General features: G+C 74.7%; 13 protein-coding genes and 1 other RNA gene. 7 read left to right on the forward strand and 7 right to left on the reverse strand.

The window, feature by feature from the left end; genetic code table 11:
• Positions 1–89: 89 nt before the first annotated feature.
• Together NOD94_RS35850 and NOD94_RS35855 are read right to left on the reverse strand one after the other, a co-directional pair.
• Complete coding sequence (locus tag NOD94_RS35850) at positions 90–731, reverse strand: HAD family phosphatase (protein ID WP_281210413.1); 642 nt, start codon at positions 729–731, stop codon at positions 90–92.
• A 30-nt stretch (positions 732–761) separates the two neighbouring features.
• Entirely contained in the window at positions 762–1,853 is a 1,092-nt protein-coding gene (locus tag NOD94_RS35855) for a hypothetical protein (protein ID WP_281210414.1), read from the reverse strand.
• Positions 1,854–2,166: 313 nt separating this feature from the next.
• Between NOD94_RS35855 and NOD94_RS35860 the strand changes: the two genes are divergently transcribed.
• Genes NOD94_RS35860 through NOD94_RS35870 form a run of 3 tightly spaced genes read left to right on the forward strand, consistent with a single transcriptional unit; the run spans position 2,167 to position 5,122 of the window.
• The gene (locus tag NOD94_RS35860; RefSeq protein ID WP_281210415.1) at positions 2,167–3,024 is read left to right on the forward strand and encodes a Nif3-like dinuclear metal center hexameric protein; all 858 of its coding nucleotides are present in this window, start codon (positions 2,167–2,169) and stop codon (positions 3,022–3,024) included.
• Positions 3,021–3,764: a C4-type zinc ribbon domain-containing protein gene (locus NOD94_RS35865; protein WP_281210425.1), complete on the forward strand. Its 744-nt coding sequence runs from the start codon at positions 3,021–3,023 to the stop codon at positions 3,762–3,764. The genes NOD94_RS35860 and NOD94_RS35865 overlap by 4 nt, the downstream gene beginning before the upstream one ends.
• Positions 3,764–5,122, forward strand: a complete 1,359-nt coding sequence (locus NOD94_RS35870) for a bifunctional RNase H/acid phosphatase (RefSeq protein WP_281210416.1) — start codon at positions 3,764–3,766, stop codon at positions 5,120–5,122. Before NOD94_RS35865 ends, NOD94_RS35870 begins: the two co-directional genes overlap by 1 nt.
• Before the next feature lie 86 nt (positions 5,123–5,208).
• Here NOD94_RS35870 and rnpB read toward each other — a convergent pair.
• Positions 5,209–5,611, reverse strand: an RNA gene (gene rnpB / locus NOD94_RS35875) — RNase P RNA component class A.
• A 77-nt stretch (positions 5,612–5,688) separates the two neighbouring features.
• On the opposite strand from rnpB, the gene NOD94_RS35880 reads away from it, so the two are divergent.
• A complete protein-coding gene (locus NOD94_RS35880; protein WP_281210417.1) occupies positions 5,689–6,435 on the forward strand; it encodes a MerR family transcriptional regulator in 747 nt (248 codons plus the stop codon).
• The gene (locus tag NOD94_RS35885; RefSeq protein WP_281210418.1) at positions 6,432–7,316 is read left to right on the forward strand and encodes a hypothetical protein; all 885 of its coding nucleotides are present in this window, start codon (positions 6,432–6,434) and stop codon (positions 7,314–7,316) included. The genes NOD94_RS35880 and NOD94_RS35885 overlap by 4 nt, the downstream gene beginning before the upstream one ends.
• 37 nt (positions 7,317–7,353) lie before the next feature.
• On the opposite strand, the gene NOD94_RS35890 is transcribed toward NOD94_RS35885, so the two are convergent.
• Positions 7,354–8,796 carry an RNB domain-containing ribonuclease gene (locus NOD94_RS35890; RefSeq protein WP_281210419.1) on the reverse strand — a complete coding sequence of 481 codons (1,443 nt, stop codon included), beginning with the start codon at positions 8,794–8,796 and terminating at the stop codon, positions 7,354–7,356.
• Positions 8,797–8,957: 161 nt separating this feature from the next.
• Between NOD94_RS35890 and yaaA the strand changes: the two genes are divergently transcribed.
• A complete protein-coding gene (yaaA, locus tag NOD94_RS35895) occupies positions 8,958–9,758 on the forward strand; it encodes a peroxide stress protein YaaA (protein ID WP_281210420.1) in 801 nt (266 codons plus the stop codon).
• Positions 9,759–9,894: 136 nt separating this feature from the next.
• Here the strand turns inward: yaaA and NOD94_RS35900 are convergent, their stop codons facing one another.
• Positions 9,895–10,644: a bifunctional DNA primase/polymerase gene (locus NOD94_RS35900; protein ID WP_281210421.1), complete on the reverse strand. Its 750-nt coding sequence runs from the start codon at positions 10,642–10,644 to the stop codon at positions 9,895–9,897.
• A 180-nt stretch (positions 10,645–10,824) separates the two neighbouring features.
• Complete coding sequence (locus NOD94_RS35905) at positions 10,825–11,463, reverse strand: TetR/AcrR family transcriptional regulator (RefSeq protein WP_281210422.1); 639 nt, start codon at positions 11,461–11,463, stop codon at positions 10,825–10,827.
• 146 nt (positions 11,464–11,609) lie between these two features.
• Between NOD94_RS35905 and ddaH the strand changes: the two genes are divergently transcribed.
• Positions 11,610–12,437, forward strand: a complete 828-nt coding sequence (gene ddaH / locus NOD94_RS35910; protein ID WP_281210423.1) for a dimethylargininase — start codon at positions 11,610–11,612, stop codon at positions 12,435–12,437.
• Between the two features lie 49 nt (positions 12,438–12,486).
• On the opposite strand, the gene NOD94_RS35915 is transcribed toward ddaH, so the two are convergent.
• A complete protein-coding gene (locus NOD94_RS35915; RefSeq protein ID WP_281210424.1) occupies positions 12,487–13,518 on the reverse strand; it encodes a small ribosomal subunit Rsm22 family protein in 1,032 nt (343 codons plus the stop codon).
• Positions 13,519–13,691 lie beyond the last annotated feature (173 nt).

The following is a 13,691-nucleotide window of genomic DNA, read 5'->3' on the forward strand; positions in this document are numbered from 1 at the left end:
GGCCGCCGCCCCGCCGTGCTCGCCCCGCCGTGCTCGCCCCGCCGTGCTCGCCCCGCCGTGCTCGTCGGGCCCTGCCGCCGCGACCGGGGTCAGTTCAGGAAGCCGAGGGCGTCCCGCAGGTCCTCCGGGCGGCGGTAGTGCACGCCCGTCATCCCGAGCGCCTCGGCCGCCTCGACGTTCTCCCGACGGTCGTCCACGAACAGACATCGGCCCGGCGCGACCCCGGCCCGCGCGACCGCGATCTCGTAGATCTCCCGGTCCGGCTTGGCCACGCCGACGCGGGCGCTGCTGACGACGTGGTCGGCGAGGCCGGTCAGGCCCATCGCCTCCAGGTCGTCCTCCAGGTCCACGGTCGCGTTCGTGACCAGGACCAGCGTGAGCCCGGCAGCCCGCGCCTCCCGCAGCGCGCCGACCGTCGCGACGTCCGCCGAGAACGGGGCTCCCGCCAGAGCCGAGGCCAGCTCGTGCGCCAGCTCCGCGGGTATTCCGTGCGAGCCGGTCAGGCCCTCGGTGACGGACTCCACCCACTGGGCCGGGGTGATCCGGCCGCGCATCAGCGGCCCGTCCAGCTCCGGCGCGAACGCGATCTCCGCGGTGGTGCCCTCGGCCAGCCCCGAGCGGCGTTCCAGCCCGGACAGGCGTGTGGGGTCGTAGAAGCGGATCACGTTGTCGACGTCGCACAACACTGCGTCGTAGGGCCGGGCCGTACCGAGGTCTTCGGAGATCGTCACCCGCCCTGCCTACCACGGGCCGGTCGAACCTCAGCCGAGCGGGGCCTGCTGGAGGGGGACCGGGCGGGCGGCCGGCTCCGGCAGCGGTTCCAGGTCGACGGGCGGCAGCGGGTCCAGGTGCACGGGCGGCAGCGGGGCGACGGGCTGGCCGAGGCTCATGACGCCGCAGGGGACCTCGGGGACGGCGTACGGGAGCCGCAGCCGGCCCTCCGCCGTCCACAGGCCGGTACCGCCCAGCCAGCCCGCCGGGGCCCCGAGCCGGAACACGTGCCGGTCGGCGGGGCGCCACAGGGCGAGGCCGGCCTCGCCCACGCGCAGCGCGACCCCGCAGGTCTCCGGCATCAGGACCTGGCCCGGCTGGACCGCGAACGGGGTCGCCCCCTCCCCGAGCCGCAGGCACTCGGGGAAGCGGACGGGCCGGGCGCTGCCCAGCACCCCCCAACCGAGCCGCGGTTCGCCCGGGGCGTCCGAGCGGATCACCAGCAGCCCGCTGTCGGGGGCGGCCAGCAGCAACCGGTCGTCGCTGTCCTCGGAGATCTGGAGCAGCGGGCTGACCGCCCCGGCCAGGTCCACGGCGACGGTCTTGGTGCGGCCGTCCAGTTCGCGGTCCAGCGCGAGCAGCCGTCCCGCCCGGTCCAGCCAGACGCCGCCCGAGCAGAGGCCCGGGACATGGGCGACCCGCTGCGGTCCGGACGGGTTCCCGGCCACCTGCCAGACGGTGCTGTCCTCGGGGCCCACCGCCAGGGCGTAAGCGCAGGCGCCGTCGGGTGACGGCGGCAGCAGGGTGACCCGAAGCCCTTCCCGCGCGTCGACGGCGCCGAGGACGAGTTCCCCGGTGCGGGGCGCCGCCTCCGTGCCCGTCGGGTACAGCAGGGCGAACACGTGCCGGTCGGCGACCCGGCGGTGGATCAGCACCCGCCCGTCGGTCAGCGGCAGCACCTCGCTGTCGGCCTCCTCCGGCTGCGCGAGCGGCAACGGCACCGCGTACGCCTCCGGCCCGGCCAGCGTCCAGCGTTCCGGGTAGCGCGCCTCCCCCTGACCGGCCAGCCGCGCGGCGTACGAGCCGTCGGCGGTGATCGTGAACGGGTCGGTCCTCGTGATCTCGATGGCGCAGACAGTCATCCGGGCCGTCACCTCCGCTGAGGAAGCTAGTTTCGTACCCCCTCCCGAACCACACGACGCAGCAGGCTTCACACGTACGGGTGGCCACGGGGCGGTTCGCGCTCGGAAGGCGGCGCGATTGTGCTGTTGCATATCGGGGCGTATGGGATACGGGGGCGGTCGCCCGTGCCCCACCCGGACCCGCACCGGTCCGGGCGCCCGACGGGAACCGCGGGCGGCGAGCGGTGTTCCGGGGAGGCGCACACCCCCTGGCCGGGCCCGGAGCGGCCCGGAGGCGAAGGGGGGCCCGAAAAAGGGGCGGTAGCCTTGGCCTGTGCCCCGTCTCTCTGAAGTCATCGCCGCGCTGGACGCTCTCTGGCCCCCTTCGCGGGCCGAGCAGTGGGACGCGGTCGGAACCGTGTGCGGCGACCCCGACGCCGCGGTGACCCGCGTGCTGTTCGCCGTGGACCCGGTCCAGGAGATCGCCGACGAGGCGGTGAAGCTGGGCGCCGACCTGATCGTCACCCACCACCCCCTCTACCTGCGCGGGACCACGACCGTCGAGGCGGGCACCTTCAAGGGCCGCGTCGTGCACACGCTGATCAAGAACGACATCGCGCTGCACGTGGCCCACACCAACGCCGACACCGCCGACCCCGGCGTGTCCGACGCCCTGGCCGGCGCCCTGGACCTGCGGATCACCGGCCCCCTCGTGCCCGATCCCACCGACCCGACGGGCCGCCGAGGCCTCGGCCGGATCTGCGAACTGGACCACCCCGAGACCCTGCGCGAGTTCGCCGCCCGCGCCGCCGCCCGACTGCCGCACACCGCGCAGGGCGTCCGCGTCGCGGGCGACCCGGACGCCGTCATCCGTACCGTCGCAGTCAGCGGCGGCTCCGGCGACAGCCTCTTCGCGCAGGTCCGCGCCGCCGGCGTGGACGCCTTCCTCACCGCGGACCTGCGTCACCACCCGGTGTCCGAGGCCCGCGAGCAGAGCCCGCTCGCCCTCGTCGACGCCGCCCACTGGGCCACCGAGTGGCCCTGGTGCGAGCAGGCCGCCGCCCAGCTCGACGCGATCTCCGAGCGCCACGGATGGGGTCTGCGGACCCACGTCTCGCGCACGGTCACCGACCCGTGGACGGCGCACGCGCCGTCCGTCACACCCCCTTCCCACACAGGAGCCCCCAACTGAACGCCGAGCCCGCCGACCAGATCCGACTTCTCGACGTCCAGGCCCTGGACGTGCGGCTGTCGCAGCTCGCCCACAAGCGCAAGTCGCTGCCCGAGCACGCCGAGGTCGACTCCCTGACCAAGGACCTCAGCCAGCAGCGCGACCTGCTCGTCGCCGCCCGGACCCAGGCCGGCGACGCCGCCCGCGAGCAGACCAAGGCCGAGCAGGACGTCGACCAGGTGCGCCAGCGGGCCGCCCGCGACCAGCAGCGCCTCGACACCGGCGTCGGCATCTCGGCCCGCGACCTCGCCAACCTGCAGAGCGAGGTCGTCTCCCTCGCCAAGCGGCAGGGCGACCTGGAGGACGTCGTCCTGGAGGTCATGGAGCGCCTGGAGGCCGCCCAGGAGCGCGTCACCGGCCTGACCGAGCGGGTCTCCGCCCTGGAGACCAAGCTGACCGACGCCACCGCGCGCCGCGACGCCGCCACCGGTGAGCTCGACGACGAGGCCGCCCGGATCTCCAAGGACCGAGAGGTCATCGTCGGCTCCATGCCGACCGACCTGATGGCCCTGTACGAGAAGATCCGCGTCAAGCAGGGCGGTGTCGGCGCCGCGCGCCTGTACCAGCGCCGCTGCGAGGGCTGCCGGCTGGAGCTGGACATGGCGGAGATCAACGAGATCAAGGCCGCTGCCCGCGACCAGGTCGTCCGGCACGAGAACTGCGGGCGCATCCTCGTCCGTGCGGCGGACTCGGGCATCTGATGCCGCACTTCGTCGTCGAGGCGGACGGCGGATCCCGGGGGAACCCGGGGCCCGCCGGCTACGGCGCGGTCGTCCTGGACCCGGCGACGGGTGAGACGCTGGCCGAGCGCGGCGAGTTCATCGGCGTCGCGACCAACAACGTCGCCGAGTACAAGGGCCTCATCGCCGGCCTGAAGGCGGCGCGCGAGCTGGCGCCCGACGCCACGGTCAGGGTCCGGATGGACTCCAAGCTGGTCGTCGAGCAGATGTCGGGGCGCTGGAAGATCAAGCACCCGGACATGAAGCCGCTCGCCGCGGAGGCCGCGAAGGTCCTTCCGCGCGCGCAGGTCACCTACGAGTGGATCCCGCGCGAGCGCAACAAGCACGCGGACCGGCTCGCCAACGAGGCGATGGACGCGGGCAAGCGCGGCAAGCAGTGGGAGCCCTCCGCCTCCACGGCCGTCTTCGCCGCCCCCGCGGCCCCCTCCGGTCCCCCCGGCGACGCGGCGAAGGGCGCTGCGGCAGTCCGTGCCGCCCTTGCCTCCGGCGGCGGTACGGGTCGCGCTCGCACGGCCGATACCGCCGCGGCGGGTTCCGTCGCGACCGGGCCGCAGGAGACCGACACCCTGTTCGGCGCCGAGGCCGCCCCGGGCGCCGACGAGGCGACCGGCAGTGCCGCGCACGCCGCCCCGGCCGACGGGCAGCGGCCCGGGACGACCGCCGCGGGGACCGGTACCGGCTGGGGCCCCGACATGGGAGCCCCGGCCACGTTCGTGCTGCTGCGGCACGGCGAGACCGCCCTCACCCCGCAGAAGCGGTTCTCCGGCAGCGGCGGCACCGACCCCGAGCTGTCGCCGGCCGGCCGTCGCCAGGCCGACGCCGTCGCCGCGGCGCTGGCCGCGCGGGGCACCGTACAGGCCGTCGTCAGCTCACCGCTGCGCCGCTGCCGGGAGACCGCCCAGGCCGTCGCGGACCGCCTCGGGCTGCCCGTCACCGTCGAGGAGGGGCTCCGCGAGACCGACTTCGGCGCCTGGGAGGGGCTGACCTTCGCCGAGGTGCGGGAGCGGTTCCCGGACGACCTCCAGGCGTGGTTGGACTCCCCGAGGGCGGCCCCCACGGGCGGCGGCGAGAGCTTCGCGAGCGTCACCCGCCGGGTCTCCGCCACCCGCGACCGGCTCCTCGCCGCGCACGCGGGCCGCACGGTCCTGCTGGTCACGCACGTGACCCCGGTCAAGACCCTGGTCCGCCTCGCCCTGGGCGCCCCGCCGGAGTCCCTGTTCAAGATGGAGCTCTCGGCGGCCTCCCTGTCGGCGGTCGCCTACTACGCCGACGGCAATGCCTCGGTCCGCCTCCTGAACGACACCGCGCACCTGCGCTGAGCGCGGGGCCCCGCGAACGACGAGAACCCCCGCCGTACCGGCGGGGGTTCTCGTACGTGCGCCGTCCGGCGCGAAGAGGAGTACGGCAGACGAGCCGGCCTGTACGCCGGGTTCTGTCGCCCGGAGACCTCGCGGTCGCCGGGGAGACGGCCATCCATCTAGGACCGGCGTTGCCACCGGTCTCGTGCGGTCTACCCGCGAACATCGGGCGGGCAGCCCTCGATCGTCCGCGCAGACCCGTCCGGGGACGGATCCTCTTGACCTTGCTCCGGGTGGGGTTTACCTAGCCGCCTGAGTCACCTCAGGCGCTGGTGGTCTCTTACACCACCGTTTCACCCTTACCGAGGACCGAAGTCCCCGGCGGTCTGTTTTCTGTGGCACTGTCCCGCGGGTCACCCCGGGTGGCCGTTAGCCACCACCCTGCCCTGTGGAGCCCGGACGTTCCTCGGCGGGATCCGGGGACCCCGACGCGGCCGCCCGGCCGACTCGTCTGTCGTGCCGACCATGCTACCGGCTGTCCGTAGCGGCTTGACCTTGCCGCAGCGTCAGGGTTTCTACTGAGGGGCATGCGGATCGGAGAGATCGCCGTACTCGTCGGGGTCACCACCCGGGCGATCCGGCACTACCACCATGTCGGGCTGCTCCCGGAACCGGAGCGGCGCCCCAACGGATACCGGGCCTACACCGTGCGCGACGCCGTGCTGCTGGCACGCGTGCGCCGGCTCACGGAACTCGGGCTGAGCCTGGACGAGGTCCGCGACGTGCTCGCGGACGACGCCGGGCGCGAACTGTCCGACGTCCTGCGGGAGCTCGACGCCGACCTCGCCCGGCAGGAGGCCGAACTGGCCGAACGCCGGCGCCGGCTCGGAGTGCTGCTCGCAGCCGACCCCGGCGAGGGCGAACCGGTTTCGCCCGCCCTCGCCGAGCTGCTGGCCCGTGCGCCGCGGACGGACTCGGCCGCGGCCGCCAAGGACCGCGAGCACCTGACGCTCCTGGACAACGTGGGCGCCGGGGGAGAGGCCGTGTACGCCGCCCTCGGGCAGGTCGCCGCCGACCCGAAGGTCCTCGAACTCTACGAACGGCTCGACGAGCTCGAAGGGGCCGCCGTCGACGACCCCCGGATCGGCCCCCTCGCCGACGCGCTGGTCGCGGCCGTTCCCGAGGAGGTGTTCGCCGCGATCCCCACCGACGGAGCGGTCGTGCCGGGCTTCACGGAGGCGCTCCTCGCGGACTACGCCCCCGCCCAGGCGGAGGTCGTCCGCCTGGTCATGGAGGCCTTCACCCGGCACCTGGGCGGGGGTGGCCGGCGATGAGCGCCGTCCGCGCCGCCCGCTTCGCGGTCGCCGCCGTCATACCGGGCGAACTGTCGCTCGTCCTCTGTGTCGTCTCCGGTGTCCGGCTGCCCGGCTGGGCCGTGGTCGCCGCCGAGGTGCTCGTCCTCGGGGTGCTGCTGCTGGAGGCCCGGGTCCTGCGCTCCCTGTACGCGGCCGCCCGAGCCCGCGGCGCGACCCCGGCCGGGGCGCGCCGGGAGGCGGTGCGGGCCGTGGTGCCGGTCGCCGTACGCCGCCTGCTGCTGCACGAGCTGCGCGCGGCCGCCTCGCTGGGCCGGTGGGTGTTGCGCCGCGAGCACGGGGTCCGCCCAGGCGACGTCGCCGCCGCCTACACCGGACCGCAGACGGCGATGATGTACGGCCTGGTCTTCGTGTCGGTGGTCGAGACCGTCGCGCTGGCCTTCCTCATCCCCTGGCCCGCCGTGCACCGGGCGGTGCTGGTGCTCGACGTGTACGGGGTCCTGCTGATGCTGGCCATGCACGCCGCCTGCGTGACCCGACCTCACGTGGTGCGCCCCGACGGGTCGCTGCGGATCCGGTACGGGGCCCTGTTCGACCTCACCGTCCCGGCGGACGCGGTGGCCTCGGTCCGCGTCGACCGCCGCTACCCGGAGGGCCGGCTGGTCAAGCTGTCCGGCGACGGGAAGGGCGACGGGAACGCCGGCGGCGACGGCGACGACACCGGGGACGGCCAGGTGCTCGACCTGATCGTGGGGAGCCAGACCACGGTGACCCTGGAGCTGAACCGCCCGCTGGAGTTCCGCCGCCCGCTCGGCGCCCGCGCCCGGGCCCGGACGATCCGCTTCCATGCCGACGACCCCCGTGCGCTGGTCACCGCACTGCGGCAACCCGCACCCCCGTGACGGGCCCCCACCCTCCGGGGCCTGCGGCCGGGCCGGGTCAGGCGGGTGCGAACAGGACCTTCGCGGTACCCGGGTCGGCCTCCGTCAGGCGGACCCGGATGCGGGCGCCGAGCGGGAGGTCTCCGGAGGGGGATTCCACCCGGCCGACGACCGCCGGGTCCGTCAGGTGGACGGTGCCGACCCGCGGCTCGTGTTCCTTGACGTCGATGACCGTCGCCTCGAACGTCTCCCCGACGCGGTCCTTGAGGACGGCCGCCTCGACGAGGTCCACGCACTCGCGTTCCACCGTGTTGGCCGTCCGCGTGCCCTCGGCCATCTCCCGGGGCAGCGTCGCCAGCGCGTCGCCGGCCCACCGAGGGGGCCCGGTGCCTGCCGAGGCCGCCAGGCACAGTTCGCCGGCGTACCGGTCGGCGAGGCGGCGCAGCGGCGCGGTGCAGTGCGCGTACGGGGCGGCGACGGCCGCGTGCACGGCCGGGTCGGGGGTCGCGCCGTCGGTGAACACGGTGTAGCCGGCGCCGCGGAGCAGGGCCGTGCATTCCTGGAGGAAGGCGGCGTGGGTCGGCAGTCGCGGGTCGAGGGAGCGTACGAGGCGTGCGTACGGGACGTGGTGCGGCCACTCGATCCGCAGGGCCTGCGCGGCGCGCCGCAACCGTCCGACCGCGCCGTCCGGGGCGGCGGGCAGGGTGCGCAGGATGCCCGTACCGGCGGCGAGCATGAGGTCGGCGGCGGCCATGCCGGTCATCAGGGAGATCTGCGCGTTCCAGGCCTCCGCGGGGAGCGGGGCCCGGTAGGCCGGCCCGTACGTGCCCCCGCGCTCGGTGATCTCCTGTTCGGGGACGTTCAGGGAGATGCCGCCGCGTTCGGTCTCCAGCGTCTCGCGGAGCCTGCCGATGTCCTTCAGCAGGAGCAGGGGGGCGTCGGCGGTACCGGTATCGAGGGCCTTCTGCACGCCGTCGTAGTCGAGGCGGGCGCGGCTGCGGACCAGGGCCCGGCGGACCTCGGTGGTCTCGACGCGGCCCTCGGCGTCCAGGTCGAACCGCCACAGGAGCGCCGGACGGATCCGGTCGGGCAGCAGGCTGCCCGCGTCCTCGGAGATCACGGGCGGGTGGAGGGGGACCCTCCCGTCGGGGAAGTAGAGGGTGGTGACCCGGCGGTGGGCCTCCGCGTCGAGGGCGCCCCCGGGGGTGACGAACGCGGCGACGTCGGCGATGGCGTAGTGGACGCGGTAGCCGCCGCCCGCCCGCGCCGCGAGGTGCATGGCCTGGTCGAGGTCGACGGAGCCCCGCGGGTCGATGGTGAAGAAGGGGATGTCCGTGGCGTCGAGGGACGGCAGCCGGGGGGCGGCGGCGGCCCGCTCGGCCTCGGCGAGGACCGCGGCCGGGAACTCCTCGGGCACGCCCAGGCGCGTGCGCAGGGCGCGCAGCGCGGCCCTCAGGGCAGCCCCGTCCGTGCCGGTGATGTGCATGAGGCGGCGTGGCATGGACCCGAGCCTAGGCCCTTTTTGTCCGGCAAGGGGTGATCTGCTCCTCCTTCGCGGGCGGTCGGGGCTTCCCGCGGCCGGGTCCGGGGCGTGCGTCGCGCCGTCTACCCTGGCTCGGGGGCCGCACCCCCTGCGCCGCGTCGTACTGAAGGAGAACCACCGTGCTCGTGCTGCTGCCGCCCTCCGAGGGAAAGGCCGCCGGCGGCTCCGGCGCACCGCTCGACCCGAGCTCCCTGTCCCTGCCGGGGCTGGCCGGCGCGCGCGCGGCCGTACTGGAGGAACTGGTCGAGCTGTGCTCGGCGGACGAGCTGAAGGCCCGTGAGGTCCTCGGGCTCAGCGAGGGCCTGCGGGGCGAGGTCGCGAAGAACGCCGGACTGCTGTCCGCGCCCGCCCTCCCGGCCGGGGAGATCTACACCGGCGTCCTGTACGACGCCCTCGGCCTCGCCGACCTGCCCGCTGCCGCCCGGGCCGCGGCGGAACGCTCGCTGCTGGTCTTCTCCGGACTGTGGGGCGCGGTACGGGTGACCGACCGGATCCCCTCGTACCGCTGCTCGATGGGCGTCAAGCTGCCGGCGCTCGGCGCGTTGGGCGCGTACTGGCGCACCCCGATGGCCGGCGCGCTGCCGGAGGCGGCGGGCGACGGGCTGGTCCTCGACCTGCGGTCCTCGGCGTACACGAGCGCGTGGAAGCCGAAGGGCGAGGCGGCCGGACGCACGGCCGGCGTCCGCGTGCTGCACTCGCAGATCGTGGACGGGGTGGAGAGGCGTTCGGTGGTGAGCCACTTCAACAAGGCCACCAAGGGCCGCCTGGTACGGGACCTGCTGCTGGCCGGAGCCGCCCCGGCCGACCCCGCCGAACTGGTCACCGCCCTGCGCGACCTCGGCTACGCGGTGGAGGCCGAAGCCCCTGCCAAGGCCGGCAAGGCCTGGTCGCTGGACGTGGTCGTGACACAGATCCACTGAGGCCCGTCCCCGCCGGGAGACCGGGGCGGTCCGGGAAGCGCACCCCGCACCGCCCCGGGCACGCCCTGGGGCCTGTCGTCGAACCTCCGTCCGCCTCGCCGCCCTCCGGGCGACGACGGGCGTTCGACGACAGCCCCTAGCGGCCCAGCGGCCAGGCCACCGCGGCCGGGGTGTGTCCGGCCTCGCCCGCGTACTGGGCGCAGGCGTCGGTCAAGGTCTCCAGCAGGGTCAGGGGGTCCGGGAGCGGGTGGCTCACGTCGCGCAGCCAGCTCACCGAGAGGTCACCGGGCAGGGTCGACGGGGGGATCAGGACGTAGCTGCCCCGGCAGTGCCAGCGCAGGCCCGGGTGCTCGTCCATCGTCTCGGGGTGGCAGTCCAGTTCGCAGGGCCACCATTCGTCCTCGTCCTCCGGCGTACCGCGGGTCGCCGTGAAGAAGAGCATCCGGGCCTGTTCGCCCGTGCCGGCCGATTCGGCGACGGGGCCGACCTCGATCCCGGCGGCCAGCAGGCGCTCCAGCGCGCCGCGGCCCGCTTCCAGCGGCACGTCCAGGACGTCGTGGACCATGCCCGTCGCGGTGATGAAGTTGGCCTGGGGCTGGTTGCGCGCCCAGCGTTCGATCTGCGCCCGGTCGGTGGTCGACTGCGTCTGCCAGGCGAAGGAGACGGGATGCCGCGCGGGGGTCGGACAGCCGACGCGGTCGCACGAACATCGGTATCCGGCTGGATGGGCGGCCGGTGAGATCGGGAGACCCGCGGCGGCCACGGCCAGGAGCAGCGCCTCGCGTTCCCTGCCGGGGTCTTCGGGAGCCGGTTTCGAGCGGCGGCGCAGCCACTGGGAAATCCTGCTCTGCTCGCCGCGTTTGACGCGGCCGGACTCAGACCCCATCTATCCCCTCACCTCACCGTTGCCCCGGCGGACTTTCCCCATGGTCCCACCATCCTGCGGCCCGGGTGACCGCACCCCTCGATCCGGGACCCCGTCGCCCGGCCCGATCCGGCCGTACGTTCTCGGCCGACCCGGGCCACGGCCCGCCCGCGCCGGGCCGGGACGCCCCGGGGCCGTGACCTATCCCACGGTGCCGGGCGTCGGCCCCGGGCTCCCGTCGGGTCCGGCGACCGACCGCAGCACCGCGTCCACGAGGGCGTCGGCGTAGGCGTGGGTCAGCGGCGCGGTGCGCATCAGCCAGCGGTACGTGAACGGCCCGAGCAGCATCTCCACCGTCAGCCGCAGGTCGGTGTCGGGGGCGATCAGTCCGGCGTCCCGCGCCGACCGCAGCCGCGCCTCGTACAGGGCGAGCTGCGGTTCGAGGAGCTGCTCGGTGAACCGGGCGCCCAGCTCCGGGTCGGTCGCCCCGGCGGCGGTCAGGGCGCGCGTGGGTGCCTCGTACTTCTCGTCGTTGAACTCGTCCACCGTGGCCCGCAGTACGGACTTCAGGTCGGCGGCGAGGTCGCCGGTGTCGGGGAAGCCGGTCCACTCCGCGTCCGTTCCGGCGTCCCCGGCCAGTGCGAGCGAGGCGTCCAGCAGGACGGCCGCCTTCGAGGGCCACCAGCGGTAGATGGTCTGCTTGCCCACACCGGCGCGGGCGGCGATGGCCTCGATGGTCAGCTTGTTGTAGCCGACCTCCCCGACCAGCGCGAGGGCGGCGTCGAGGATGGCACGTCGCGAGCGGTCGCTGCGGCGGGTGGCGTCGGGAGTCTTGCTCATGGGTCCAACGTACCAATTCGAGACGTCTCGTCTTCCGGTGATTCGCTGAACCACCCGGTCAGTTCACTGCGCGGTTCCCCTGGAGGAGAGACGATTCTGTCCACACAACGCACGCCTCGTGAGTTCGCAGTCGTGAGGAGCCTTCTTTGCGCAGAGACGCCACACCCCGGCGCTACCTGATGTGCCCACCGGCACACTTCAAGGTCACGTACTCCATCAACCCGTGGATGGACCCCACGAAACCGGTGGATCTCCCCCTCGCCCAAGCCCAGTGGGAAGACCTCAGGGACCGCTACCGCGCCCTCGGGCACACCGTCGAGACCCTCGTCCCGCACCCCGAACTGCCCGACATGGTCTACGCGGCCAACGGGGCCCTCGTCGTCGACGGCCGGGTGCTCGGGGCCAGGTTCGCCCATCCGGAACGCACCGCCGAGGCGGAGATCCACCTCGACTGGTTCCGGTCGAACGGCTTCCGGGACGTCCGCGAGCCGTCCCACGTCAACGAGGGCGAGGGCGACTTCGCCGTCACCGCCACCTACATCCTCGCCGGCCGGGGCTTCCGCTCCAGCCCCCTCTCGCACGACGAGGCCCAGGAGTTCTTCGGCCGCCCCGTCATCGGCCTCGACCTGGTGGACCCGCGGTTCTACCACCTGGACACCGCCCTGTGCGTGCTCGACGGCGACGAGATCATGTACCACCCGCAGGCCTTCTCGCCGGGGAGCCGGGCGGTGCTGCGCCGGCTCTTCCCGGACGCCCTGCTCGTGGACACCCCGGACGCCGAGGCCTTCGGGCTGAACTCCGTCTCGGACGGCCTGCACGTCCTGCTCCCGCAGGCGGCGGCCGGACTGCTCGCACCGCTGCGCGACCGCGGCTTCGATCCCGTCCCGATGGACCTGGGCGAACTGCTCAAGGGCGGCGGCAGCGTGAAGTGCTGCACGCAGGAACTGAGGCCCGCGCCCATCGGGGAGGACTGACCGCCCCGCGGGGTCCGCGGACGTACGGGGCCCAAGGGGCCCGCGGGGCCTACGAGCCCTGCGGGTCCCCGGCTCCGGCCGGCGGCCACTGGTGGCCCCAGTCGGCGTTCCGCGCCGCCTTGTAGAGGTCACCGTGGCGCTTGGTCACGGTGGCCCGGGTCAGGCCCTCCTCCTGGGAGCCGCACAGTTCCAGCTGGACGAGCCCCTTCCGGATCTGCGGCCTCCGCGTGATCCGGGAGGGGACCGGCGCCACCGGGAACCGGGTCGCGGCGACGTAGCTGAACTTCTCGTCCTCGTACGCGAGGGAGCCGCCCTTGACCTGCCGGTGCAGGGAGGAACGGCTGACCCGCGTCGAGAAGTGGCACCAGTCCTGCCCGACCGCGATCGGGCAGGTCCCGTCGTGCGGGCAGGGCGCCGCCACCTTCAGCCCGGCCCCGATCAGCTGCTCGCGGGCCTCCCGGATGCGCAGGTACCCCTCGGGCGTGCCCGGCTCGACCAGGACGACGGCCTGTCCGGCGCGGGCCGCCTCCGCGACGACGGCCCGCCGGGCCGGCTCCGTCAGCTCGCCGAGCACGTACGACACGGTCACCAGGTCGGCGTCCGGCAGGGCGATCCCGCTCCCGATGACGGCCCGGCGCCACTCGGCGCCGCGCAGCACCTCGGAGGACGATCGGCCCGCCAGCTCCTTGCCGAGGGCCAGCGCCGGCTCCGCCCAGTCCAGGACGGCGGTCGTCCGGGGGCCGTCCCAGGTGGCGTCGACGGCCCAGGTCGCCGCGCCCGTGCCACCGCCCACGTCCACGTGCGAGGCGGGAGCCCACTCCGGCGCCGCCACGGCCAACCCGTCCAGGGCGGACCGTACGGCTTCGAACGTGGCGGGCATCCGGTACGCCGCGTACGCCGCGACGTCGGAACGGTCGCGCAGCACGGGGGTGTCGGTCGGGATCGTGCCCCGGTAGTTGGAGATCAGCCGCTCGACGGCGGCCGTGGCCTGCTTCGGAGGCAGCCCGTCGAGCAGCCCGCCCAGCGCGGACCGGAGGGTTTCGGCGGTGGTCGGGGCGGAGGCGGGGACGGAGACGTTCACCCGGGAAGTTTACGGCGCCGCGAGGGGCCGCCCGGCATCACCGGCACGGCCCCCGACGGACGACGGACGACGGGCGGCGGATCGGACCGGGGGGGGGGGGGGGGGGGCGGCGGCGCCCCCCCCCCCCCCCCCCCCCCCCCCCGCCCCCCCTCCGCGCCCCCCCCCACACGAAC

Source organism: Streptomyces sp. Isolate_45 (assembly GCF_024721315.2).
GTDB lineage: Bacteria > Actinomycetota > Actinomycetes > Streptomycetales > Streptomycetaceae > Streptomyces.